We start from the raw sequence: 24,436 nt of genomic DNA, 5'->3' as shown, positions 1-24,436 counted from the left end.
CGCCCGCACGGGCTCAGAATAGCGGGCAATTCGAGTGGCCGGGCGCGGCGGTAAATCTACGAATTGGCTTAGTAAATAGCCGGGTTGGCGGAGTGGGGCGAGAAGGCGGCAGCGGGAGCGAGGGGAAGGAGACGATCCGCTATCAGGAGGTCCAACAGCACGCGACCATCAGCGGAACGACGGTCGACACCGCCGCGGCCACCGCCAGCACCCCGCGCAGTACCGGGCGGCCCGCCCGGCGCGGCCCCAGGATGCGCCGCATCCGCACCGCCGCCGAGGGCCCGCCCGCCGCGAACGCCCTGCGGGGCGCCCGCCCCGAGGCCAGCGCGTACAGCGCCGTGGCCAGCGCGTCACTGGAACACCCGCGAAGCGCCCGGTCGTCGGCCGCCATCTCGAGCAGCAGCGGCACGGCCCGCCCGCCGATCCGGGCCAGCGGCAGCCGGCGGAAGACCGCGCAGTACGCGCCCGCCGCCGCGACCAGCAGGTGGTGGCGGCCGCCGATGTGGGCCCGTTCATGGGCCAGCGCGGCGGCCAGCTCCTCTTCCGTCAGGACCTCCAGGGCCCCCGAGGACACCACCACCCGCCGCGAGCGCCCCGGCAGGCAGTACACCGCCGGGCGCGCGTCCTCCAGTACGGTCACCCCCAGCCCGGCGTCGTACCGGCCGACGAGGCGCAGAAGTTCGGCGTGCCGGCCGCGGGCCCGGCGCGCCCGCGCGAGTTCCCGCACGAAACCGGTGACCGGGACCGTCAGCACCGCCAGCGCCGCCGCCGCGGCGAGGGCCTCCCGCCCGGAGGCCGCCGCCAGCCGGGCGCCGGAGGGCGGGGCCAGGGTCATGACCGCGTCGATGAGCCGGTGGCTGGACTCCGCCGGGAGCAGTAACTGCGCCGGCAGCATGGCCGTGGCCAGGGCGAAGACGGCACCGCACACGATCCAGGCGGCCAGCCCCATCCGGGGCACCTGCTGCGCCCAGCGGGCGCGCACCAGCAGCCACGGGATCACCAGGCCGGTGATCAGGGCGAGTCCGAGGGGCGGCAGGACGTGGTGGTTCACCGGCCGCGCCCCTCGGCCGGACGGTCGGGGCGGGCGGCGCGCAGGGCCTCGTCCAGGGCCTCCACGTCCTCGTGGGACATGCGCTCCACGAACCGCAGCAGCGCTGCCCTGCGGTCCTGGCTGTCGCCGAGCGCGTCCTGCATCAGCGCCGCGGTGTACTCCTCGCGGCTGCGGACCGCCTGGTACATCCAGGCGCGGCCCGATTTCTCGCGGGTCAGCCAGCCCTTGCGGTACAGGATGTCCGCCACGGTCATCACCGTGGTGTAGGCGACCTTGCGCCGCCGGTTTATGTCGTCGACGATCTCGCGGACCGAGGCGGGGCGTTCCCACTGCCACACCCGGTCCATGATCTCGGCCTCCAGCTCTCCCAGCCGGCGTACGCGCATCCCTCTCGGCCCTCCCCCTCGCGAGCGGCTCATCGTACGGCCCGTCACCCCGGCCGGGGCATACCCCGGCCCGGTACACGGACGCCGCGACGCGCGCCGCAACGCCCGCCGCCCTCCACCCGGACCGTACGGGTGGAGGGCGGCGGGCGCGGGGGCCGCTCAGCCGGCGGAGGCCCGGAAGCCGCGCAGGCGCAGGCTGTTGCCGACGACGAAGACCGAGGAGAAGGCCATGGCCGCTCCGGCGATCATCGGGTTCAGCAGTCCGGCCGCGGCGAGCGGCAGGGCGGCCACGTTGTAGGCGAAGGCCCAGAACAGGTTCGAGCGGATGGTGCCGAGCGTCTTGCGGGCGAGCCGGATGGCGTCCGCCGCGGCCCGCAGGTCGCCGCGTACGAGGGTCAGGTCGCCGGCCTCGATGGCCGCGTCGGTGCCGGTGCCCATGGCCAGGCCCAGGTCGGCCTGGGCGAGGGCGGCCGCGTCGTTGACGCCGTCGCCGACCATCGCGACGCTGCGGCCCTCGGACTGCAGCCGCTTGACGACGTCGACCTTGTCCTGCGGCATGACCTCGGCGATGACCTCGTCGATGCCGACCTCGGCGGCGACGGACTCGGCGACGGCCTTGTTGTCGCCGGTCAGCAGGATCGGGGTGAGGCCGAGGGCGCGCAGCCGGCGGATGGCCTCGGCGCTGGTGTCCTTGACCGCGTCCGCGACCTCCAGGACCGCGCGGGCCTCACCGTCCCAGGCCACCGCGATCGCGGTACGGCCGGCGGCCTCCGCCTCGGACTTGGCGCGCTCCAGGTGCGGGGGCAGCTCCATCGCCCACTCGGCGAGCAGCTTGCCGCGGCCGACGAGCACGGCGTGGCCGTCGACGACGCCCTGCACGCCGAGGCCGGGGATGTTGGCGAAGTCCTCGGGGGCGGGGAGGGCGCCGACCCTCGCGGTGGCGCCGGCGGCGACCGCCTGCGCGATGGGGTGCTCGGAGGCGTGCTCCAGCGCTCCGGCGAGGCGCAGCACCTCGGCCTCGTCGGTGCCCTCGGCGGTGTGCACGTGGAGCAGGGTCATCCGGCCGGTGGTGACGGTGCCGGTCTTGTCCAGGACGATGGTGTCGACCTTGCGGGTGCTCTCCAGGACCTCCGGGCCCTTGATCAGGATGCCGAGCTGGGCGCCGCGGCCGGTGCCGACCATGAGGGCGGTGGGAGTGGCCAGGCCCAGGGCGCAGGGGCAGGCGATGATGAGGACGGCGACCGCCGCGGTGAAGGCGGACGCGAGGCCCGATCCGGTGCCGAGCCAGAACCCGAGGGTGGCCAGGGCCAGTCCGATGACGACGGGGACGAACACCGCGGAGATCTTGTCGGCGAGCCGCTGGGCGGCGGCCTTGCCGTTCTGGGCGTCCTCCACCAGCCGGGCCATCCGGGCGAGCTGGGTGTCGGAACCGACCCGGGTGGCCTCGATGACGAGGCGGCCGCCCGCGTTGAGGGTGGCGCCGGTGACGGAGTCGCCGACGGAGACCTCGACGGGCACGGACTCGCCGGTGAGCATGGAGGCGTCGACGGCGGAGGAGCCCTCGACGACGGTGCCGTCGGTGGCGATCTTCTCGCCGGGGCGGACCAGGAAGCGGTCCCCGGGCTGGAGTTCGGCGGTCGGCACGGTGACCTCGCGGCCGCCGCGCAGCACGGTGACCTCCTTGGCGCCCAGTTCGAGCAGCGCCTTGAGGGCCGCGCCGGCCTTGCGCTTGGACTTGGCCTCGAAGTACCGGCCGGCCAGGATGAAGGCGGTGACGCCGGCGGCCGCCTCCAGGTAGATGTTCCCCGCGCCGTCGGTGCGGGCGATGGTGAACTCGAAGGCGTGGGTCATGCCGGGGGTGCCCGCGGTGCCGAAGAACAGCGCCCACAGCGACCACAGGAACGCGGCGATCGTGCCGACCGAGATCAGGGTGTCCATGGTGGCCGCGCCGTGCTTGGCGTTCGTCCAGGCGGCGCGGTGGAAGGGCCAGGCCGCGTACGTGACGACGGGCGCGGTCAGGGTCAGCGAGAGCCACTGCCAGTAGTCGATCTGGAGGGCCGGGACCATGGCCATCGCGATCACCGGCACGGCGAGGGAGACGGCGGTGACGAGCCGCTGGCGCAGCGGAGCCAGCCCGTCGTGCTCCTCCGGCTCCGGTCCGGCGCCAGGCGCGCCGCCCGTGCTCGGCGGCGCGGGCTCCTGTGCGGTGTAGCCGGTGGCCTCGACGGTGGCGATCAGGTCCGCGACGGAGATGTCGGCGTCGAAGGTGACCTTGGCCTTCTCGGTGGCGTAGTTGACGGTGGCCTCGACGCCGTCCATGCGGTTGAGCTTCTTCTCGATGCGTGCCGCGCACGAGGCGCAGGTCATGCCGCCGATGGCGAGCTCGACCTGGGCGGCGCCGGGAGTGATGGTGGTCATGAGTGCTGCTCCTCGTTCGAGCGCGGGGTGGGAGCCGGGGCCCGTGGACGGACGGGCCCCGGCGGCCGGGCGTGTGGGACGGGCCGGGTGTCAGGCGCGGCCGGTCAGCTCGTAGCCGGCGTCGTCCACCGCCGCGGTGATCGCGGCGTCGTCGGGCTCGCCGGTGGTGGTCACGGTCACCAGGCCTCCGTCGACGTCCACGTCGACGGAGAGGACCCCGTCGAGCGCGCCGACGGACGCGGTGATGGCGGTCCGGCAGTGTCCGCAGGACATGCCGGACACGCGGTAGACGGTGGCGGTGGCTTCGGCCACGGCCACGGCGGTGGTACCGCCGGCGTTCGTACCGCAGCTGCCTTCGGGGGTGCAGCAGGAAGACATGTGTTTCTCCTTGATCGGACCTCAGTCGTGCCGGTACCCGCCGGGGGTACCCGCCTGACTCCAGATATACCCCCCGGAGGTATGCATCGCAAGTGTTGTCCCGGCTTGACTTGATACCCCTGGGGGGTATCGTGAAGTCTATGAAACCGCTGGATGCGGCAGTGGTACGTACGTCGTAGGGGAGATCAGCCATGAACACCGGAGTGAAGATCACCGTTTTCGCCGCCGCGCTGGCGGCGACCTTCGGCACCGCCTACGGCGTCGGCGCGGGCGTGGGCCCCGTGGGCGCGCCGGCCAAGCCCGGACACGGCGGTCACGCGGCGCGGACCCCCGCGGGTGGGGAAGGATCCGCCGCGCACGGGGCCCACGACGGGGCGGCGGCAGCGGCTCCCGCGGCCGGCGGGCTCCAGGTCTCCGAGGGCGGGTACACGCTCAGCCTGGACACCCCGCGGGTCGCGGCGGGCCAGGGCGAGCTGCGGTTCTCGGTCAAGGACGCGGAGGGCCGCAAGGTCACCTCGTACAAGACCGAGCACGGCAAGGAGCTGCACTTCATCGTGGCCTCGCGCGACCTCACGGTCTACCGCCACCTGCACCCCGTGCGCGCCGCGGACGGGACCTGGTCGGTACCGGTGGACCTGCCCGCGGCCGGCGCGTACAAGGCGTTCGCCGACTTCGCGCCCGCCGCGCCCGGCGCGAAGAACGTCACCCTCGGCGCGGACCTCCTCGTCCCCGGGGCGCACGCGCCCGAGCCGATGCCGCCGGCCGTGAACACGGCGGACGTGGACGGCTACCGGGTGGCCCTGGGCGGAACCCTCGACCCCGGCAAGCCGGGCGAACTCAGGCTCACCGTCAGCAAGGACGGCAAGCCCGTCACCGACCTCGAGCCCTACCTGGGCGCTTACGGCCACCTGGTCGCCCTGCGCGACGGCGACCTCGCCTACCTGCACGTCCACCCCAACGAGGGCGGCCCCGGCCCGGACGTCTCCTTCACCGCCACCGCCCCCAGCACGGGCACGTACCGGCTCTTCCTGGACTTCCAGCACCAGGGCAAGGTGCGCACGGCGGCCTTCACCGTCAACGCGGGCGGCGGCACGGCCCCGGCGGCAGCCCCGGCCGCGCCCCCGGCGGCGCCGGAGGAGCCGGGCGGCCACTCCCACTGAGAGGCACACCCCATACCCCCCGGGGGTCTGGCAAGGTCCGCGACGAGAGGGACGAACGAACGGGAAGGGATCGATCGCCGTGCCCGCTTACACCGCACATCCCGCACACCCCGGTGGCACCGCCACCGCCCCCGCCTACAGCGCGCACAAGGACGACGTCCTCAAGCGGCTGCGCCGCATCGAGGGCCAGGTGCGCGGCCTCCAGCGCATGGTGGAGGAGGGGACGTACTGCATCGACGTGCTCACCCAGGTCGGCGCCGCCACCAAGGCGCTGCAGTCCTTCGCCCTCACCATGCTGGAGGACCACCTGCACTCCTGCGTCGCCGACGCCGTCGCCGAGGGCGGCGACAAGGCGCGCGAGAAGGTCGAGGAAGCCTCCCGTGCCGTCGCCCGCATGGTCCGCGCCTAGCGGGTATGCCCGCCGCGCCCGCTGCCGGGCGGTGGGCGGCCGGGGGCGGCGGGCCGTGCGAGCAGGCGGCGCAGCCAGCGGGTGCGGGCCTCGCGGGCGTCGAGGGTGAGGGCGGCGTGCGGGGCCAGGCCGTCGAAGCCGTGGCAGGCGCCGGGCCACACGTGCAGTTCCGCCTCTCCGCCCGCCTGCCAGAGCGCGTTCGCGTACGCCACGCCCTCGTCGCGGAAGATCTCCGCCGAACCGACCTCGACATAGGCCGCCGGGAGCCCCGAGAGGTCCGTGGCGCGCGCGGGAGCCGCGTACGGCGGCAGGTCCTCGGCGCCGTGCCGCTCGCCCAGCAGCGCCTGCCAGGCGGTCGTGTTGGAGACCGGGTCCCATGCCCCGGCCCCGCTCATCTGCCGGCCGGAGAAGGTGGCGCCGCGGTCGTCCAGCATCGGGCTCAGCAGCAGCTGCCCCAGCGCCCTCGGGCCGCCCCGGTCGCGCGCCAGCAGGGCCAGGGCCGCGGCGAGCCCGCCGCCCGCGCTCTTGCCGCCGATGACGACGCTGTCCGGGTCCACGCCCAGCTCGTCCGCGTGCGCGACGGCCCACACGAGCCCGGCGTAGCAGTCCTCCAGCGGCTCGGGGTAGCGCGCCCGGGGCGCCAGCCGGTACTCGACGGAGACGACGGCCAGCCGCAGCGGGAGCGCCCACTCGCGCAGGATCCGCGGCAGCACGGACCGGGCGTTGCCCGAGATCATCCCGCCGCCGTGCAGGTAGTACAGCAGCGGCAGCGTCCCGCCCGCCCCTGCCGGCCGCGCGCTCACCAGCGTGACCTCCGGAGCGCCCCCGGGCCCCGGCACGGACAGCTCCGTCACCTCGAACCGCCCGCCGTCGCGCAGCGCTTCGAGCGCAGGCCGGGGTCGGGAGCCGGCGTCCCGGGCCTGCCACGCGGCGAGGTTCCCCGGCGTGACCGGCTCCCGCACGCGCGCGCCCGTGTCCCCGAGCACGGACCGCAGTTCGGGATCCAAGGGCGGCATGGGCATCGGGACCCGCGCCCCGTCGGCCCCCGCCCCGCCGTCCTCGGGACGGCCTGCCCGCTCTCGCCCGGAACCCATGCGGCCCAGCCAATCACATGACCGGCGACCGGCGGCGGCACCCCTGCCGAGTTGGCCATGCTCCTGACAGCATTGGCGCCGCGCCACTCCCACGACCGCACCACACCCCGAAGGGGCGTTCAGCGCATGACCAAGCCTGAGAGCGCGGGAGACGACTACGACGTCGTCATCAGCGGAGCCGGCCTCGCCGGCAGCGCCGCGGCGATCCTGCTCGCCCGGCGCGGTGTCCGCGTCGCACTGCTGGAACGCCGCTCGGACCCCGCGGCGTACAAGGTGCTGTGCACCCACTCCATCACGGCCAACGCCCACCCGGTGCTGGACGAACTCGGCCTCCTGCCCGCGCTCGAAGAGGCCGGGGCCGTCCGCAACGAGGCGCGCTGGTACACCCGCTGGGGGTGGATCGAGCCGAGGGCCGCGCCCGCCGGCCCGGCGCTGCCGTACGCGTACAACGTCCGGCGCAGCACCCTCGACCCGCTGATCCGCTCCCGTGCCGCGCGGACCCCGGGCGTCGACCTGCTGCTCGGCCACCAGCCGGCCGGGCTGGTCCGGGAGGCCGGGCGGACCGTGGGGGCGCGGGTCAAGGCGCCCGGGGGCGAGCGGGAGATCCGGGCCCGGCTCGTCGTCGGCGCCGACGGCAAGGACTCGGCCGTGGCGAAGTTCGCCGAGGTGCCCACCCGGCAGTACGAGAACGGGCGGTTCGGCTACCTCGCGCACTTCCGCGACCTGCCGCTGCACGGCGGGATCGGCCAGGCCTGGTTCCTGGAGCCCGACATGGCGTACGCGTTCCCCAACGACGACGGGGTGACGGTCCTCGCGGTGCTCCCCGGCAAGAAGCGGCTGCCGGCCTTCCGTGAAGACCTGGAGGGCAGCTTCCTCTCCTTCGTACGGGCCCTGCCCGAGGCCCCGCCCGTCGACTCCGCCGAGCGCGTCAGCAAGATCATCGGCACGGTCGACTACCCGCTCGTCACGCGCGAGCCGACCGCACCCGGCGTTGCGCTCGTCGGCGACGCCGCCCTGACCAGCGATCCGCTGTGGGGAGTGGGGTGCGGGTGGGCCCTGCAGTCCGCCGCCTGGCTGGCTGCCGCGGTCGCCCCCGCGGCGGCCGGCCGGGGTGACCTCGACCGGGCGCTCGCGCGGTACGCCCGCACCCACCGGCGCCGGCTGCGCGGCCACCAGTCCCTGGCCGTCGACTACGCCAGGGCCCGCCCGTTCAATCCGGGGGAGCGGCTGATGTTCGCGGCGGCGGCGCGTGACGAGGCGATGGCGCGGCACATGCACCTGTTCGCATCCCGCCTGATCGGGCCGCTGCGCTTCCTGAACCCCGGGGCACTGGCCAGGGCGGCGGCCGTCAACCTCCGCCACCGCGGGGCGGGTGTGCCGGACCGTTCCCCCGGAGGACGGGCGGACACCCGCTGAGGCACCCGCGCCGCCGCCCGGCGGACGCCCCCCGGCGGACACCGGATCAGACGATGTCCTCCGCGATGTCCGCCTGTTCGCGGGCGTTGCCGTAGGGGGCCGGGGTCCCGTACGAGCGCCGGGCGGCGTACCACCACACACTGGCGAGGGCCAGGACGACCACCAGGGCGATCACCGCGTAGTTCATCGAGTCGACCGTCACCGGGGACTTCTGCGGCAGGCAGAACAGGACGGTGACCAGGCCCACCCAGACGACCGCGATCCAGCCGACCGGCTTGCTCCAGCGCCCCAGGTTCCACGGGCCGGGCCGGAACCGCTTGCCGGCGCGCAGCCGCAGGTAGACCGGGATGGCGTAGGCCGGGGTGATGCCGATGACGTTGATGGCGGTCACGGCCCCGTACGCGGTGGCCGAGTAGAGGGAGGGCAGCGCGAGGACGCCGGCGGCGGCGACGGAGAGCCAGACGGCCGGGACCGGAGTCTGGCTGCGGCTGCTCACCCGGCGCCACAGGGAGGAGCCGGGGAGCGCGTTGTCACGGCTGAACGCGAAGACCATCCGGCTCGCGGCGGCGACCTCGGCGTTGCCGCAGAACAGCTGCGCGACGATGACGACGAGCAGCAGGGCGGAGGCGCCGCCGGAACCGAGGGCGTCGAGGAAGATCTGGGCGGGCGGGACCCCGGTGGCGGTGCCCTGGACGGCCGCGTAGTCCTGGATGGCGAAGGTCAGCCCCGCGAGCAGCGCGAACCCGGCGAGCCAGGAGACCCAGATGGCCCGCACGATTCCCTTGGCCGCGGAGACGGAGGCGTTCGAGGTCTCCTCCGAGAGGTGCGCGGAGGCGTCGTAGCCGGAGAAGGTGTACTGCGCGAGCAGGAGGCCGATCGCCGCCACGTAGAACGGGTTGGCCCAGCCGGTGTCGTTGACGAACTCGGTGAAGACGAACGAGGCCGGCTGGTGGTGGTCGGGGACCAGCGCCAGGGCGCCGACGATCGCGGCGACGCCGGCCAGGTGCCACCAGACGCTGATCGAGTTGAGCACGCTGACGAGACGGACGCCGAAGAGGTTGAGCACGGCGTGCAGCAGCAGGATCGCCAGGAAGATCAGGAAGGTCGAGCCCGGGGTGGGCACGAAGCCGAACTGGAGGTTGAGGAAGGCGCCGGTGAACAGCGCGGCGCCGTAGTCGATGCCGGCGATGGCGCCGAGGAGGCCGAGCAGGTTCAGCCAGCCCGTGTACCAGCCCCAGCGCCGACCGCCGAGCCGGTCGGCCATGTAGTAGAGCGCCCCGGAGGTGGGGTAGGCGCTGGTCACCTCGGCCAGGGCGAGGCCCACGCAGAGGACGAAGAGGCCGACGCCCGCCCAGCCCCACAGCATCACGGCCGGGCCGCCGGTGCCCAGGCCGAAGCCGTACAGGGTCATGCAGCCGGACAGTACGGATATGACCGAGAAGCTGATGGCGAAGTTGCCGAAGCCGCCCATCCGGCGGGCCAGGACGGGCTGGTAGCCGAGCTCTCTGAGCCGCTCCTCCTCGTCCTGGCGGGGTGGGAGCTTGTGGTCCGGGCGGGCTGCCGGCGTGGTGCGCGACACGGGGGTACCTCCGAAGTGGTGGAGCGGGGGACGGGGGTGGAGAGCGGGAACAGCGGTGGCGGGGGAGCCGGCGCTGCGCAGCGGGGGCGGGAGGAGGGCGGGAGGGTCAGTCCCGGCCGGCCAGGCTCCGGGACCTGGCGCGCAGGAACACCTCCTCGGCCGGCGCCGGGTCGGCCGGATCGCGGGTCCGCCGGGCCCACGGCAGGGTGGTCCAGTACCCGCCCATCGCCTCGAAGACCCGGGCCGCCCCCTCGAACTGGTGGGCTCCCCACAGGGCGTGGGCGAGGTGGTTCAGGTCGAGCGGGGAGGCGTACGCCGGGTCGGCGTACGGGAACCAGGCCTCCAGGGCGTGGACGGCGTCGCGGATGGCGTCGTCCGTGAGCCAGTGCAGGTCGAGGGCCCGCTCCTGCCCGCCCTCGCGGCGGTAGCGCTCGACGTGGACGTAGAGCGGCAGGAGGTGGACGGCGGACCCCGGCGGTGCCGTGTCCACCGCCCAGCGGGCGAAGTTGACGGCCTCGGAGTGCGGCCGCGGTCCGGCCGGGCCCGCGTACATGAACTGGAGCATCCGGTGGTACGCCTCGCGGTTGTACGGGTCCCGCTCGTCGGCCTGCGCGAGGATGCCCCAGGGCCCGGGGGGCAGCATCGGGCCGGGCGGCCGCTGCCGGTGCTCGTCCATCCGGCGGTGTTCGTCGAGGAGGGCCAGGGCGAGCAGGCAGACCCAGGGCACCGGGTCGGCGGGGCTGATACCGGTGGTGGTCCGGCAGGCCTGCCAGGCCTCCTGCCACAGCTCGTGCGTGCGGGGGTGGCCCGCGCGGTGGGCGCGGACGGCGCGTTCGACGGTGACCCGGGTGTGCATCACGGCCGCGGCGACGCTGGTGGGCTGCTCGGCCCTCCAGGCCTGGACCACGTCGGAGCCGGCCGCGACCGCGGCGAGGACCTGGGTGCGCTGGGTCCACAGGCCCCAGCCGTCCGTACGTTCCAGCAGCCGCGCCATCGACAGCCAGCGGCCGGTGCGCAGGTCCTGCACGGCGGCGCGGAGGTCGTCGTCGAGGCCGGCGGGGTGGTAGACGGGCCGGAAATCGCCGCCGGCCATCACCTCGCCCCGGGGGACGTGCGGCCGGAGCCGGCTCGTACTGCGGTCATCGTGGTCATCGGTCCTCGGATCGCCTGGAGGGACGGGTCGGGTCCGTCCGGCGTCCGGTAGCCGCACTGCGGCCGGGCCAGCACCAGGGATGCGTGAACCATGCGCGAACTGCCCGGCGAACCCCCGCCGTTGGGTCACGGGCGGCGCCGTTACCGCCCGTTGACCGGCGATCACTATAGAGCGGGGGCGGCCGATCGCACACGCATCACCTTTCGGACGCAAGTTTCAGGCCAGACACGGGACATGACTGAACGTCAGTGCCGCCGCCGCGCGCTCGGGAGGATCTTGACGGGCGACCTCCCCTGGTGAAGGCTTCCGACCGGCGATGGCTGACGTGGTCGCCGACGTGATCGACGACCTGGCTGGGGCCCGGTCGCCGACCCGGTCGCTGACGCGATCGACGACCTGCCGCAACACGGACGGAGTGGTGATGACGGGCCCGGTGCTCGCTGTGGACCAAGGCACCTCGGGAACCAAGGCCCTCGTCCTGTGCCCGGAGCGCGGGGTCATCGGCTCCGCCTCCGCTCCCGTACGGCCCCGGTACCTGCCCGACGGCCGGGTGGAGGTGGACCCGGGCGAGCTGCTGGGCTCGGTCGTCGACGCCGGGCGGGCCGCGCTGGCGGCGGCCGGTGAACCGGTGGCGGCGGTGGGCCTGGCCAACCAGGGCGAGACCGTACTCGCCTGGGACCCGGCGAACGGCGAACCGCTGACCGACGCGATCGTCTGGCAGGACCGGCGCGCCGCACCGCTGTGCAGCGAACTGTCGCCGCACGCCGAGCTGCTGCGCGAGCGCACCGGGCTGCCGCTCGACCCGTACTTCGCCGCCCCCAAGATGGCCTGGATACGCCGCCACCTGACGCGGCGGGGCGTCGTCACCACCAGCGACGCCTGGCTGGTGCACCGCCTCACCGGCGAGTTCGTCACCGACGCGGCGACCGCGGGCCGTACGCAGCTGCTCGACCTCGACACCGTCGGCTGGTCGGAGGCCGCCCTCGACGTCTTCGGCCTCGCCGGCGAGCCACTGCCGCGGATCGTCGACGCGGACTCCCGCGTCGGCACCACCACCGCCTTCGGTCCCGAACTGCCGCTGACCGGACTGCTCGTCGACCAGCAGGCCGCCCTGCTCGCCCAGAGCGTCACCGCCCCCGGCACCGCCAAGTGCACCTACGGCACCGGCGCGTTCCTGCTCGCCCAGACCGGACCGTACCCCCGCCGCAGCTCCTCCGGACTGGTCGGCTGCGTGGCCTGGCGGATCGCCGGACGGACCAGCTACTGCCTCGACGGCCAGGTGTACACCGCCGCTTCCGCCGTACGCTGGCTCACCGATCTCGGCGTGATCTCCGGCGCCGCGGACATCGACGCCGTGGGCGGGAGCGTCCCCGACTCCGGCGGCGTCACCTTCGTCCCCGCGCTCGCCGGGCTCGCCGCCCCCTGGTGGCGGGGCGATCTGCGCGGCTCGGTCACCGGACTCGGCCTCGGCACCACCGCCGGACACCTGGTGCACGCCCTGTGCGACGGCATCGCCGCCCAGGTCGCCGAGCTCGCGGACGCGGCCGCCGCCGACCTGGGCGCGCCGCTGACCTCCCTCCGCGTCGACGGAGGCCTCACCCGGTCCGCCCTGCTCATGCAGGCCCAGGCCGATCTGCTCCGGATCCCCGTCGAGGTGTCCGCGCTGCCGGACGCCACCGCCCTCGGCGTCGGCGCGGTCGCCCGGCTCGGCCTCGACCCCTCCCTCACGGTCCGCGACGCCGTCCCCGAGTGGAAGCCCTCCGCCGTCTACGAGCCCCGGGCCGGGGCGGGCGAGGCCGCCGAGCGCCGCGCACGGTTCCGTACCGCGGTCGCCGCCCTGCTCGACGGCCCCGCATGAGCGTCACCACCCGCGGCGCCCTGCCGGGCGGGGAGTACGACGTGACGGTCATCGGCGCCGGCGTGGTGGGCTGCGCCATCGCCCGCGAACTGGCCCGGCTGCCCCTGCGGACCGCCCTGGTCGAGGCGTCCGACGACGTCGGGGACGGCACCTCCAAGGCCAACACGGCCATCCTCCACACCGGGTTCGACGCGGTGCCCGGGTCCCTGGAGTCCCGGCTGGTCCGGGACGGCGGGCGGCGGCTCGCCGCGTACGCCGCCGAGAGCGGCATCCCGGTGGAGCCGCTCGGGGCCCTCCTCGTGGCCTGGGACGAAGAGCAGCGCGCCGCGCTGCCCGGCCTCGCCGGCAAGGCCGAGCGCAACGGCTACCACCAGGCCCGGATCCTGTCGGCCGAAGAGGTGCGGGCCCGCGAGCCGGAGCTCGGACCCGGAGTGCTCGGGGCGCTCGACGTGCCCGGCGAGTCCGTCATCTGCCCCTGGTCGACCACCCTCGCGTACGCGACGCAGGCCGTCCGCGCGGGCGTCGACCTGCACCTGAACTGCCCGGTCCGGTCCGTCATCCCCGGAGACCCGCACCTGCTGGACACCGGCCGCGGCGTACTGCGCACCCGCCACCTGGTCAACGCGGCCGGCCTGCACGCCGACGCGGTCGACCGGCTGCTCGGGCACGCGGACTTCACGGTGACCCCCCGGCGCGGCCAGCTGATCGTCTTCGACGAGCTCGCCCGCGGCCTGGTCCGGCACATCCTGCTGCCGGTACCGGGCGCGCTCGGCAAGGGCGTGCTGGTCACGCCGACGGTCCACGGGAAGGTGCTGCTCGGGCCGACCGCCGAGGACCTGGACGACAAGACCGCCACCGGGTCCACCGCCGAAGGGATCGCACTGCTGCGGGAGAGGGGCCGGCGGATCCTGCCCGCGCTCCTGGAGGAGGAGGTCACCGCCGTGTACGCGGGACTGCGGGCCGCCACCGGGTCCGAGGACTACGCGATCCGCGCCCACCCCGCGCAGCGGTACGTCACCGTGGGCGGGATCCGCTCGACGGGTCTGACCGCGTCCATGGCGATCGCGTCCCACGTGGTGGAGCTCCTCGCCGAGGGCGGTCTCCCGGTGGCCGGGCCACGGGAACCGGAGCCGGTGCGGATGCCGAACCTGGGCGAGGCGTTCCGCCGTCCCTACCGCGACGCCGAGCTGATCGCGGCGGACCCCGAGTACGGCCGGATCGTCTGCCACTGCGAGCGCGTGACCCGCGGGGAGATCCGCGACGCGCTCGCCGGTACCGTCCCGCCCGGTTCCCTGGACGGACTCCGGCGCCGTACGCGCGCCCGTGGCGGCCGCTGCCAGGGCTTCCACTGCGGCGCCGCCGTCCGCGCGCTGTTCGAGGAGGCCCGCCGGTGAGCCGTACGGACAGCACGGGCCGCACGGACCGCACGGTCGACGTGCTGGTCGTCGGAGCGGGCCCGGCCGGGCTGGCCCTGGCCGCCCGCGTCGCGGCCGCGGGCGCGGGCCGGGTCGAGGTACTGGAACGCGAGGAGGAGGCGGGCGGCGTACCCCGCCACTGCCACCACGGCGGCTTCGGACGGCCGCCGCTGCCCTGGCTGCCGGGACCCGCGTACGCACGCCGGGCGGTGGCCGCGGCCCTGGCCGCCGGTGCCGTCGTCCGTACCGGCGTCACCGCCACCGGCTGGGCGGGACCGCTGGCCCTGGAGACCACCGGCCCGTCGGGGCTGGAACGGCTCACGGCCCGGGCCGTCGTCCTCGCCACGGGCGCCCGGGAACGTCCCCGCAGCGCCCGGCTGGTGCCCGGCACCCGCCCGGCCGGAGTGCTCACCACCGGGGAGCTCCAGCAGTCGGTCCACCTCCGCGGCCGCCCCGTCGGCCGCCGGGCCGTGGTGGTGGGCGCCGAGCCGGTGGCCCGCCACGCGGTGCGCACCCTGCGGCGGTCGGGCACGGAGGTGGTGGCGGTCCTCACCGAGCACGCGCGCGGCACCGCCGTACCGGGGATTCCGCTGCTCACGGCGACCGCGGTGAGCGAGCTGCGCGGCCGGGGCCGGCTCTCCGGAGTGGCGGTCCGCCACCGGGACGGCCGCTCGGGGGTCATCGCCTGCGACACGGTGGTCTTCACCGGCGACTGGATCCCCGAGCACGAACTGGCCCGCCGCGGCGGCGTGCCCGTCGACCCCGGCACCCTCGGACCCCGCGTGGACGCCGCCTTCCGCACGGGGACGCCCGGGGTCTTCGCCGTCGGCAACGCCCTGCACGGCGTGGAGCGCGCGGCCACCGCGGCCGCCGAAGGCCGGGCCGCCGCCGCCCCGGTCCTGGCCCGCCTCGCGGGAGCCCCCTGGCCCGACGCCGGCCCGCCGCTGCTCGTACGGGCCCCGCTCGCGTGGGTGACGCCGAACCGCGTCACGGCCCCCGCGCGGCGCCCGCTGCTGCTGCGCTCCGCGGTGCCGCTGACCGCGCCGGTGGTGGAGGTGTCGCAGGACGGCCGCCTGCTGTGGCGCCGCCGCTTCCCGGGCCGGGTGCCGGCGTGGCGCTCACTGAGGCTGCCGCCGGGGTGGACGGCGGGGGTCGACCCGGCGGGCGGCCCGGTGGTGGTGGGCACCGCCTGACGGCCGCCGCTCCCGGTGCTCCCTCCGCTCCCTCAGCCGGAGCGGTCGGCGGCCGTGGCGAGGAGGCGGCCCATGGCGGCCACCACCGACGGCTCGACGCGGTAGTACACCCAGGTGCCGCGGCGCTCGGAGCTGAGCAGGCCGGCTTCCCTGAGCTTCTTCAGGTGGTGGGAGACGGTCGGCTGGGAGACGCCGACGTCGGAGATGTCGCACACGCACGCCTCCCCGTCCGCGTGGGAGGCGACGGCGGAGAACAGGCGCAGCCGCACCGGGTCGCCGAGGGCCTTGAACATCCGGGCGGTACGCTCCGCCTCCTCGGCGCTGAAGGGACGCTCGGCCAGCGGCGGGCAGCAGGCCGGGACCGCAGGATCCGGCTCCAGCAGCGGCAGCTCCTCGATGTTCGACATACGTCTATGTTGACACGTGTCGAATCGGAAGGGGACCCGTCCGCCGCAGCGCCTCCTGAGCAGCCGGTCCCCGCTGCTGCGGCTGGCGCCGCTGCTGAAGCTGTCCGGCCAGGACCCGCCGTGCCTGGTCACGTACGTCGACCGCACCGGCGCGGATCCCGCACTGCGCGGCGCGGCCGGGACTTGCGGGCGTGGCCGAGGGCGAACAGCGGCCGATCCACCGCACGGCCGGCACCGACTGGTTTGGACGGCTCGCCCCGGCCGCCGCGCTGGACGCGGCACGGAAACTGCCCGACGGCGGCACGTACACCAACGTCGAGGACGTCATCAGGCTCTCGGACTGGGCTCCGCGCCCTGACACCGCTGGAGGCGGGCCCGATGCCCGAACCCGGGAGCAAGGAGTTCGACAGACGGCGGGCGGATCTGCGCAGGCAGGCAGAGGACCGGGGCATCCCGGACCAGCACGCCGACGACGAAGCCAAGGCACGGCTCGAGCAGGACCCGAAGTGGCGCTCCAAGGCGCCCCGGACCGAACGGAGCCACGGCCCGAAGGGCGAACGGGAAGGAGACGACAGCGGCCGCTGAGGCCGTACCCCGGCTGCCTTACCGATGATAGGAAGCCTGGACCGCCAGGCGCGTACCCGACTCTCTGGGAGGTGTGGCGGCGCGGACACGACCGGCGTCAACCCCATCGAGCTGCGGAAGGCGTTCAAGGGCGCGGAACACCCGGCGATGCGCGCCGACCTCGTCCAGCTGGCGAAGAAGAACGACGCGGACGAGGGCATCACCCGCGAACTCGCCTCCTCCTCGAAGGAGCGTTTCAACGGCCCCGACGACGTCCAGAAGATCGTGTTCGGCAGGAGCTAGCCCGGAGGAACACTCCGGACGGCGCCCCCCGACGCAGCCGCCCCGCTGCTCAGGCGAGCGCCTCGGCGAGAACGCGGCCGGTTTCGCGGGCAGTCAGGTAGGGGCGGACATCGTGGGCATGGGCACCGTTGTCGACCGTCAGGTCCTGGACGCGGGTTCCGAACGACGGTGCGAGCTCTTTCACCAGTGCCACGGCATCTGCGTGATCGGCGATGTTGACCCAGCGCTTCACGGGGACGGGCCACCGGGCCGACTCCTCGTGCGGGGTGGGAAGAAGGCGGTCGAACACGAGGCCGCGTACGGCGAGCGGAGACCCGAGGGTGATCAGCGTGAGGTCCTGCCACTGCGGGTGAGCGCACAACGCTTCGTAGGCGACGACGCTGCCCAGGGAATGGGCGACGATCACCCCCGTCTCGCCCGTCACCGCGCGAGCCAGACGTTCCCCTGCCGCCCGCCGGACTTCTGGTTCGGTGAAGTAGCGCCGGACCTGGCGTGCACTGCCGATCAGCGTGCCCTCGGCGAGGTCGGCGAAGAAGGCCGAGTGGCTGAGTGCGTTGAGCGCCCGCTGGACGATGCGGCGGGTACGCAGCCGGCCAGTGGTATCCGGTCCTGGCACACGGCCCTCGGCGTCCGCAGCTGCCCCCCCCCACCACGACTGGAGCAGCCCGTGCTCGAGTCCGGGTTCCACGTCGGACGCGTCGAGGGGCGGCTCACCCAAGCCGCGGTGTCCAGGCCGGCGGAACAGGTCACCGTAGAAGGCGGCCGATACGCCGTGGCGCGGCAGCGTGCCGGAGCCTGAGGGGACAAGGCCGTCGTTCAGGGACGGAAGCCAGGCCTCGGCGATCGTCTCGGGCCCTTTCAGCTGCTGCGCGATGCCGTGGACGAGTACGACACGGGTCATCGGGAATCTCCCTGCGCCTTGCGGGCTGCGGGGGTCAGGCGGAGCGCCGCCAGCCCCATGTCGGTCGCCACGCAGATCCGGCCCGCCTCGTCGACGGCGACACCGTTGATTCCGCTGCCGACGTTGATCTCCGCCTGAACGGTGGCTGCTTCGAGGTCCCAGGCGCGTACCAGCCCGTACCTGTCGGCGGCGACGAGCGTAGGAGTGCCGGCCAAGTTCGCCACGCGCACCCGTCGTACCGCAGCCGGGAACCGGTCCAGTTCGGTGCCGGAGGACGAGGGGCCGTCCAGGGGAACCATGCAGACCCGGCCGTCCCCGGCTCCGGTCAGCAGGTGGTCGCGCCCGCCGATCACTGCCAGATCCAGTGCGGTCGCCCCCATCTCGTAGCCGGTTCTCACCTCCCCATGAGGGTGGCCGGTCCGGAGGTCCCACAGAAGTACGGTTCCGTCGTACGAAGCGCTGGCCACGATCGGCACGGCGCCCACCTGCCCGGCCCGCAGTGCGTTGGCCATGGCCGTGTGCCCCGACATGGGCGGACATACCGGAGCTTCCGTGGCGAGATCCCAGGCGTGGAGGGTGTAGTCCCCGGCCACGGAGATCACGACCGGGCGCCCTTCGAGGACGCCGGCGCCTGCGAGCTGCGCATAGCCCGCCCGGCGTGCCAGTCTGTGACGTGCGCCGAGACCCCAGACCTCGACATCGTTCCAGCTGCTGCGAACCGTGATCGCGTCGTCGTCGATGGGCTGCGTGACGGCGTGGTAGGTGGAGGACGCCCCTGAGGTCAGGTGACTGGCGACCTGCCGGCCGGTCTCCAGATCGTGGACACGCACAGCACCGTCGAGGCTGCCGGTCACGACCACGGACCGACCGCCGGCGGTGCGGGTGATGTCGGCCGAAAGCAGATGCTGTTCGAGGCCGTACAGAGGTTCACCCAGCGGTTGCATGGTGGTCAGGTTCCATAGGCGGACCTGGAACGAACCGATGCCGATCATTACCGGAACGTTCCCGATCCGCCCGAAGACCGGCGGAGCCAGCGAGCCCGGGACCCGGTTGTTACAGCTGTCCAGAGCCGGACCCTCTTTGGTGGCCGAGATCAGGTCCCAGACGCGGAACGTGTTGTCCCACGACGTCGTTGCCATGACCGTCCTGCTGCCGATGCAGCCGAGCGCGGCTGCCGCGACGAAACCGGTGTGGCCGGAATACGGTCCTCCTATGACGGCGTACGTCTCCATGTCCCGGGCGTGGACCGCGTTTCCGTCGAGGTTCACGATGACGACCGGCCGCCCCTGGTGGAACCCGACTCCTACGGTCCGGGCGGCGGGGGTGAGGGTGGACGCGTCGAAATGGGAACGGAGGGTGGCGGTCAAGCCGCTCGGACCGGACTCGATGCGCCACAGGTATCCGTGGCCCAAGGGGGTGCACAGGACGACCTCGAGTGTTCGTCCGCTCGATCGGACCGACAGGTGCCGGATGTCCCCGATGTGGCCGGCCAGTGGTGGACAGAGCTCGCTGCCGTCGCGTGCGTCCCAGAGACGCACCGTTCCGTAGTCACTCCCGGTGAGCAGGGCCGGCCGCAGCGCCCGCGGCGCGAAACGGCTCCCACAATCGCACCGTGGTGTCGGATCCGCCTGTGGCCACGACGAGTGAGCCGTCCACCTCGGCGGCGGCAACGGCCGAGACCTGGCCGGTGTGGCCCTTCAGGGAAGAAGCGCATTCCTGGCCGGTGCTCATGTCCCACAGGCGGGCGGATCCGTCTTCGCTCCCGGTGACGGCCAGGTCCCGACTGCGGTACGAGTGGTAGGCCGCGGTCAGTACGGGCCGGGCGTGGCCTCTGGAGCGCGACGGCGGCGGCGTCGCTTCCTGCTCCGGCGGAGCAGGTGTCGAGGATCAGCAGCAGGTGACGTAGTTCGCCGCGGCAGAGGATGCGCACGAGGTCTTCGGTGGCCAGGGCGCTGGAGACGAGGTCGTCCTCCTGCGAGTCCCAGCAGAGCAGGTAGTGCCGGTCCCGCTCCTCCACGGAACCGTGGCCTGCGAAGTACACGACCACGACGTCGTCAGCCGTCAGATCGGCATCGGACGACCAATGGGTCAGCTTCTGCCGGATCTGGCCGGCGCTTTCGTAGTCTCCCGGCCCGGTAACACAGCCGTGTAGCCGAACCCTTGGAACAGCGCGGTGGTCGCCCGTACGTCTCCGGGCACGGAGGCCAGCTGCTCTTCCTTCGGAAGGTGGCAGTACTTGCCGCTCCCCAAGGCGATGAAGAATTGCCTTCCCACCCCACCACCCGACGTCGTGGACCGCAGGCCCCGCACTTTACCCAGCTGGCGTCCGATGCGCCGGTGGTTGCGACGAGTACCGGTGCACCTCGCCCGATGGCAACCCGCGCCCGCCGTCCCCCGTCGTCGTCGCTCTAGCTCACCGTCCCGGTGTCTGGGAACCGGACTGGTCCGGCCGGTGCCTGTGCCACCGTTGAACCTGTCGATGACCGGCGGCGCGAAGGGGGATGGCGTGCGACTTTCACGGGAGGTCACCGGGTGGGCGTTCCTCGCTGATGTGGAGTGTGTCCGGCATGCCGGCCTGGCCGTCGGCCTGGCTGGCATCAGCCCGTTCACCACAGGTGGCGGGGCAGGGGGCAGCCTGTTCACCCGCGCGTACGCGCGGGGCCTGCCCGCGCTCCTCTCACTGGACGCATTGCCGTTCGGTCACCCTCTCGTCCCCCGGTGGTGTGTCACGCAGGACGAAGACGGTGTGCTGTCCGTCCTCGGCCCTGACGGTGCGCCCCTCGTGCACGACCTCGACGTGGAACGGCCGCCGGGGTGGAGGGAGGCGGCGGACGCCTCGGGCTCGGTCATGCTGGTCGTGTCCCACGTGCTGCCTGCCACAGATGATCCGCTGGGCGCGCTGGTCTTCGAAACGCGGCGGGGGAAGGTGTGCGCCGGCTCCGTGTGCTTCGGTGAGCTTGCTCACGAGGCGGATGGCGAGCCGACAGCCACCTTCGTCATCGACCCCGTCGGCGAGCTCATGGAGCTGGCGCATTACGTGTGCGATCGGATCATGTCGCTGGACGAGGCGAAGAGACGGGCGCGCGAAATGGAGGAGGTGCGGCAGGCCCTGGCGGAGCACTGCGCGATGCCCGCTGAGGCGATGGTGGACCTGCTGTTCCGGGACGAGTTCCTCGATCACCGTGGCCTGGTGGAGTTCATGTACGTCTACTGGCGACTGGTCACCGAGGTCACCGACGCCTGCGCGATGGAGGCTGCCTGGCGGGTCGCGGCTTCCCGAACCGTCGAGGCGGGCATCCACCTGGTGGCGGACCGGTGTGACCGCGCCGTGTTCGCGGAGGCCGAAGCCCTGGCGGATCGGCTGATCGACGGACTGAGCGACTCCGCCGACCTGGAAGCCGCGCTGCTGGCAGGCGCTCGGCTGCGGATGGCCACCCGGGGACCGGAGGACTTGGCCGCCGACGACTACGCTCGCGAGCTGCTGCTGACCACATGGTCCGCTCGGCTGGCCGCGGACCTGTACCGCACGTGGTTCACCGAGGAGGAGCCCTTCCAGACGGAGTCCCACCGGCTGGTGGTGGAAGCGGGACACCTGGTGGTGCGTGCGCTGGAGCTGGATGGTGGACCGAGGAGGCCCCGGCTGCTGGCGCTACTGGCGCAGATCCTCGCGGACGAGGAGGGAGTTCACCGCGGCGCTGCCCGTGCTGCCCTGTCGGCATGGCACGAGTCGCCCGCCGACGAGCCGGACCTCGCACTGTTCCTCCTCAGGACGGTGGACGGGATGTCCCCGGAGACGGCCGACGCACTTCTCCTAGGGGTGTTCGGGACGCCACTGGCCGATTTCGCCGCCGCCCACGGCAGTACGGTGACCGCGAAAACGATTAGCCAAGGCGTCAACCTGGCCCGAGAACGGGCCGATCGGCGGTTGCTGCGCACCGTGCTGGACTGGGCTGGGCAGCTCGACATCCGGTGGGCCCCTGCCCACCGCAGGCAGCTGATCGAGGCCAGGCTCCACACGCTGCCCGACGACCCGAGCGAATGCCCAGGTCCCCACCAGGCGCTGTCGGTGTCGTTCCCGGAGTCCTGGACGCCGGCGCAGCGATCCGCGGCCCTGCTGCATGCGGCCGCACACGCCCGCGACCGGCGGCAGCCGGCGTTGGGGCTCGCCCTCCTGCGCCAGGCGGGCGACGGCCGGAACGAGGAGGTCCGGCTGCTCACGGCCGACCTGTACCACCAGTCGGCAGAGGCACGCGAGCCGGTCTCCAGCCCTGTCCCGTTCCCCTGGGGCTACTACACGTATGCGGCGCTCGCCTACGCCTCGCTCGGCTTCGAGGAATTGGCGCAGGCGAGCCTGGTGCCGCTTGTGCGGCAGCTGGCCAACCTCCGCGGTGACGAACTCAGAAACGCGCTGTACGCGATCATTGTGGATGTGCCGAACTTCGACACGAGCGGCGCGCCCGAACTCGGCGCGGTACTGCGCGACCTCGTGCACTCGGCGGTCTGGCAGCTCACCGCGGAAAGCGAGACGCTGCCGATGGGGCTGATACTCGGCCTGCACCAAGCGGGCAAGGGTTCGGAGCTCGGCGCGTGGTGGCGCATCGAAGGCCCGCTCGTGCTGCCCGCGCACATCCAGCACTTCCTCGGCAAGTTGCGCGACTGGGAGGATCCCGCCGCCGCCGGAGCCTCGCCAAACCTGCTGAACGTGGTGGACGCCGACCATCGTCCCGGCGGCCACGACCGCACGCAGATCGCCCGGAACCTGCGGTGGCGCATCTCGTCGTTCATCGACGACGAGCTGCGTCGGCGTTCGGCACCGTTCACCGACGACCAACGCATCTGGGCCAAGGCGCATGATCTGCTGGACGACCGAACGGTGCTGTTGACGTGGTTCCTGCCCGCGGCGGTGAGTGGCGCGGCCGTGCTGCTCGCGGTCACCAGGCAGGGCCGGGAGCTCGTGGTGCATCTCGGCGAGGGTGCGGACGAGAACGGCGACCGGCACCCGGACGCGGACCGGGTCGAGGCGATCAGGACTGAGATCGAACGCGATCCGCTGTTCGGCGACGTGACCCCGGAGGGCGATCGGTTGCTGGAGTCGGCCGGCCTGCCGCTGGGCGGCAGCGAACTGTGGGACAAGTGGCGCGCCCAGGGCAAGGACCGAATCCTGGCCTGGCCCCACGGCGCTCTGCACTACCTGCCCCTACCGCTGTGCCGCAGGGGCGGCCGTCTGATCGCCGATGACTGGACGGTCACCACGATCGCCGGCCTCGAAGCCCTGGCACCCGTCGACGTACCTGCGCGTGAGGGCCACACCGTCGTACTGGCCTCGGCTGCCGGGGGTGTTCCCTTTGGTCTGCATGCCGAACCGGCGCTGGAGGAGCATGCGCGGAAGGTTGCCGAGGCGGTAGGCGCTGAAGCCCTCACCGGTCGTGCGGCCACTCGCGACAGGCTGCGCGCAGAGATGTCCACGGCGGACGTCGTCCACATCGCCGTACACGGGACGCTGGACGAGGACGCCCCGTGGATGCACTGCCTCTACCTCACGCCGGACGGCGACGACGACGGCCGTGTGTTCGCATATGACTTCCTGGATGTCGACCTGCGCGGCGTACGTCTCGTCACGCTCGCCGCTTGCGAGTCGGCGCTCGGTCGATTCGACCGCGGAGACAACGTCCGTGGCATCCCTTCGGCACTGATCACCGCGGGCGCGCAGGCCGTCGTCGGGTGCCTGTGGCCCGTGCGCCCCGAGCCGACCACGTACTTCTACCACCACCTGCATCACGCAGTCGCGCGCGGCGCGGACCCGGAGCAGGCGTTCCGTGGTGCCCAACTCGCCACGCGTGCCACGTATCCCCACTACCGTGACTGGGGAGCGTTCACCTATGTGCACGGTCGGAACAAAGGAGCCTCCGCATGACCGAGATTCGGCTGCACGACGTCGAACTCGTGCCGGAGCGTACGCTCGGCAGCCCGGTGGATGACGCACCGCTGCGCGGCAGGCTCACTTTCGGCTGGGACCTACTGCCTGCCGCCCACGCGAGCGCGCCGGCGGGCTGGCAGCCCTACCTCAGGGCCACACCCGACCGGGAGTTCCGGCAACTGCTCATGGTGTGCTCGTTCCGCCCTGAGACACCGGAGAGCAAAGGTGTGTTCCGCCATGCCTCCCTGGGCGTCGCACTGTCTACACTGGAGTGTGACGTACAGCCGATCGCGCGCCTGATCGACCCCGGTGAGCGCACCCGCCCGGTCCCCGGCCTCGGGACGGGCGTCAGTTTCACGGTCACGACAGGCGTGCTGGACGTAGGGGTGGAGAAGCCGCCAGGAGCCGGACCGGCGAGGGAGGAGTGGATCGTCCGGGGCCACGGCGCTTCCCAGCCGAACCCGCAGTGGGAGTTCCGGCGAGTCAAGGGCTTCCCCCTGGTCGGCGATCACCCGGTGGCCGCGCTGGTGGAGCTGGTGCCCGACTGTACGAACACGGCCGACGTGATGGTCGCGGCGGAGCTGGAGCACCGCAGATGGGGCATCCGCCGCTACCGCGCGCAGCTCGCGCCGACACCGCACACCATCGTGCTGGCGGAGTGACCCGGACCTGAAGGCAAGGCCGCCACCGCTGGCTCACGATCGGTCGGGGGCTCGGTGCCGTGCCGGGCTGAGAAGGCCTGGCTCCGCGGTTCTCGGTAATCCCCGTCCGGCCCGTGGCCCCGCCTGCATTGTCAGCGGCTTCGGCTAGCGTTCATCCCCGCATGGATTCGAG

The 24,436-nt window shown here is 73.4% G+C and carries 21 protein-coding genes and 1 pseudogene; 10 read left to right on the top strand and 12 right to left on the bottom strand.

Features of this window, described 5'->3' with window-relative positions; translation table 11 throughout:
- Nucleotides 1-142 precede the first annotated feature (142 nt).
- The 4 genes from ACZ51S_RS08335 to ACZ51S_RS08320 form a co-directional block, all read right to left on the bottom strand.
- On the bottom strand, nt 143-1,051 hold the full coding sequence (locus ACZ51S_RS08335) for a M56 family metallopeptidase (protein ID WP_468478856.1): 909 nt from the start codon (nt 1,049-1,051) through the stop codon (nt 143-145).
- Nucleotides 1,048-1,437, bottom strand: a complete 390-nt coding sequence (locus ACZ51S_RS08330; RefSeq protein ID WP_468478855.1) for a BlaI/MecI/CopY family transcriptional regulator — start codon at nt 1,435-1,437, stop codon at nt 1,048-1,050. The genes ACZ51S_RS08335 and ACZ51S_RS08330 overlap by 4 nt, the downstream gene beginning before the upstream one ends.
- A 159-nt stretch (nt 1,438-1,596) precedes the next feature.
- Nucleotides 1,597-3,855 carry a heavy metal translocating P-type ATPase gene (locus ACZ51S_RS08325; RefSeq protein ID WP_468478854.1) on the bottom strand — a complete coding sequence of 753 codons (2,259 nt, stop codon included), beginning with the start codon at nt 3,853-3,855 and terminating at the stop codon, nt 1,597-1,599.
- A gap of 90 nt (nt 3,856-3,945) precedes the next feature.
- A complete protein-coding gene (locus ACZ51S_RS08320) occupies nt 3,946-4,233 on the bottom strand; it encodes a heavy-metal-associated domain-containing protein (RefSeq protein WP_468478853.1) in 288 nt (95 codons plus the stop codon).
- A gap of 191 nt (nt 4,234-4,424) precedes the next feature.
- Between ACZ51S_RS08320 and ACZ51S_RS08315 the strand changes: the two genes are divergently transcribed.
- Complete coding sequence (locus ACZ51S_RS08315; RefSeq protein WP_468802344.1) at nt 4,425-5,393, top strand: hypothetical protein; 969 nt, start codon at nt 4,425-4,427, stop codon at nt 5,391-5,393.
- Nucleotides 5,394-5,472: 79 nt separating this feature from the next.
- Nucleotides 5,473-5,802: a metal-sensitive transcriptional regulator gene (locus tag ACZ51S_RS08310; RefSeq protein ID WP_467887331.1), complete on the top strand. Its 330-nt coding sequence runs from the start codon at nt 5,473-5,475 to the stop codon at nt 5,800-5,802.
- Here ACZ51S_RS08310 and ACZ51S_RS08305 read toward each other — a convergent pair.
- Complete coding sequence (locus ACZ51S_RS08305) at nt 5,799-6,818, bottom strand: alpha/beta hydrolase (RefSeq protein ID WP_468960215.1); 1,020 nt, start codon at nt 6,816-6,818, stop codon at nt 5,799-5,801. The two genes, ACZ51S_RS08310 and ACZ51S_RS08305, sit on opposite strands and share 4 nt — an antisense overlap.
- Nucleotides 6,819-7,022: 204 nt before the next feature.
- Between ACZ51S_RS08305 and ACZ51S_RS08300 the strand changes: the two genes are divergently transcribed.
- A complete protein-coding gene (locus ACZ51S_RS08300; RefSeq protein ID WP_468802345.1) occupies nt 7,023-8,312 on the top strand; it encodes an NAD(P)/FAD-dependent oxidoreductase in 1,290 nt (429 codons plus the stop codon).
- A gap of 46 nt (nt 8,313-8,358) precedes the next feature.
- Here ACZ51S_RS08300 and ACZ51S_RS08295 read toward each other — a convergent pair whose 3' ends face one another.
- Nucleotides 8,359-9,783 carry an amino acid permease gene (locus tag ACZ51S_RS08295; RefSeq protein ID WP_388945213.1) on the bottom strand — a complete coding sequence of 475 codons (1,425 nt, stop codon included), beginning with the start codon at nt 9,781-9,783 and terminating at the stop codon, nt 8,359-8,361.
- A gap of 214 nt (nt 9,784-9,997) precedes the next feature.
- The gene (locus ACZ51S_RS08290) at nt 9,998-10,984 is read right to left on the bottom strand and encodes a hypothetical protein (RefSeq protein ID WP_468802346.1); all 987 of its coding nucleotides are present in this window, start codon (nt 10,982-10,984) and stop codon (nt 9,998-10,000) included.
- A 481-nt stretch (nt 10,985-11,465) separates the two neighbouring features.
- Here ACZ51S_RS08290 and ACZ51S_RS08285 point away from each other — a divergent pair, with 481 nt between their 5' ends.
- The 3 genes from ACZ51S_RS08285 to ACZ51S_RS08275 are packed head-to-tail and all read left to right on the top strand — an operon-like array spanning nt 11,466 to nt 15,510.
- Nucleotides 11,466-12,902 carry an FGGY family carbohydrate kinase gene (locus tag ACZ51S_RS08285; protein WP_468802522.1) on the top strand — a complete coding sequence of 479 codons (1,437 nt, stop codon included), beginning with the start codon at nt 11,466-11,468 and terminating at the stop codon, nt 12,900-12,902.
- Nucleotides 12,899-14,296, top strand: coding sequence for an FAD-dependent oxidoreductase (locus ACZ51S_RS08280; protein ID WP_468960179.1), 1,398 nt, complete (start codon nt 12,899-12,901; stop codon nt 14,294-14,296). Before ACZ51S_RS08285 ends, ACZ51S_RS08280 begins: the two co-directional genes overlap by 4 nt.
- Nucleotides 14,293-15,510: an NAD(P)/FAD-dependent oxidoreductase gene (locus tag ACZ51S_RS08275; RefSeq protein WP_468960176.1), complete on the top strand. Its 1,218-nt coding sequence runs from the start codon at nt 14,293-14,295 to the stop codon at nt 15,508-15,510. Before ACZ51S_RS08280 ends, ACZ51S_RS08275 begins: the two co-directional genes overlap by 4 nt.
- A gap of 32 nt (nt 15,511-15,542) precedes the next feature.
- On the opposite strand, the gene ACZ51S_RS08270 is transcribed toward ACZ51S_RS08275, so the two are convergent.
- Complete coding sequence (locus ACZ51S_RS08270) at nt 15,543-15,917, bottom strand: ArsR/SmtB family transcription factor (protein WP_468886133.1); 375 nt, start codon at nt 15,915-15,917, stop codon at nt 15,543-15,545.
- A gap of 378 nt (nt 15,918-16,295) precedes the next feature.
- Here ACZ51S_RS08270 and ACZ51S_RS08265 point away from each other — a divergent pair, with 378 nt between their 5' ends.
- Entirely contained in the window at nt 16,296-16,502 is a 207-nt protein-coding gene (locus ACZ51S_RS08265; RefSeq protein ID WP_468960173.1) for a hypothetical protein, read from the top strand.
- Nucleotides 16,503-16,526: 24 nt separating this feature from the next.
- Complete coding sequence (locus tag ACZ51S_RS08260; RefSeq protein WP_468960170.1) at nt 16,527-16,784, top strand: DUF2795 domain-containing protein; 258 nt, start codon at nt 16,527-16,529, stop codon at nt 16,782-16,784.
- Nucleotides 16,785-16,833: 49 nt separating this feature from the next.
- On the opposite strand, the gene ACZ51S_RS08255 is transcribed toward ACZ51S_RS08260, so the two are convergent.
- The 4 genes and pseudogenes from ACZ51S_RS08255 to ACZ51S_RS08240 all read right to left on the bottom strand — a co-directional run.
- Complete coding sequence (locus ACZ51S_RS08255; protein WP_468960167.1) at nt 16,834-17,685, bottom strand: hypothetical protein; 852 nt, start codon at nt 17,683-17,685, stop codon at nt 16,834-16,836.
- The gene (locus tag ACZ51S_RS08250; RefSeq protein WP_468960164.1) at nt 17,682-18,917 is read right to left on the bottom strand and encodes a WD40 repeat domain-containing protein; all 1,236 of its coding nucleotides are present in this window, start codon (nt 18,915-18,917) and stop codon (nt 17,682-17,684) included. Before ACZ51S_RS08250 ends, ACZ51S_RS08255 begins: the two co-directional genes overlap by 4 nt.
- 316 nt (nt 18,918-19,233) lie before the next feature.
- A complete protein-coding gene (locus tag ACZ51S_RS08245; protein WP_468960161.1) occupies nt 19,234-19,416 on the bottom strand; it encodes a hypothetical protein in 183 nt (60 codons plus the stop codon).
- 181 nt (nt 19,417-19,597) lie between these two features.
- Nucleotides 19,598-19,750: pseudogene (locus tag ACZ51S_RS08240) on the bottom strand (hypothetical protein); the annotation flags it as partial.
- 402 nt (nt 19,751-20,152) lie between these two features.
- Between ACZ51S_RS08240 and ACZ51S_RS08235 the strand changes: the two are divergent.
- Both ACZ51S_RS08235 and ACZ51S_RS08230 read left to right on the top strand, forming a co-directional pair.
- Nucleotides 20,153-23,599: a CHAT domain-containing protein gene (locus ACZ51S_RS08235; protein ID WP_468960158.1), complete on the top strand. Its 3,447-nt coding sequence runs from the start codon at nt 20,153-20,155 to the stop codon at nt 23,597-23,599.
- A complete protein-coding gene (locus ACZ51S_RS08230) occupies nt 23,596-24,264 on the top strand; it encodes a hypothetical protein (protein ID WP_468960155.1) in 669 nt (222 codons plus the stop codon). The genes ACZ51S_RS08235 and ACZ51S_RS08230 overlap by 4 nt, the downstream gene beginning before the upstream one ends.
- The last annotated feature ends 172 nt before the right edge of the window (nt 24,265-24,436 follow it).

This window comes from Streptomyces sp. NPDC034043 (assembly GCF_055575675.1).
Note: the sequence above shows the minus strand (reverse complement) of the source record. Positions and strands in the feature narration are given on the sequence as shown.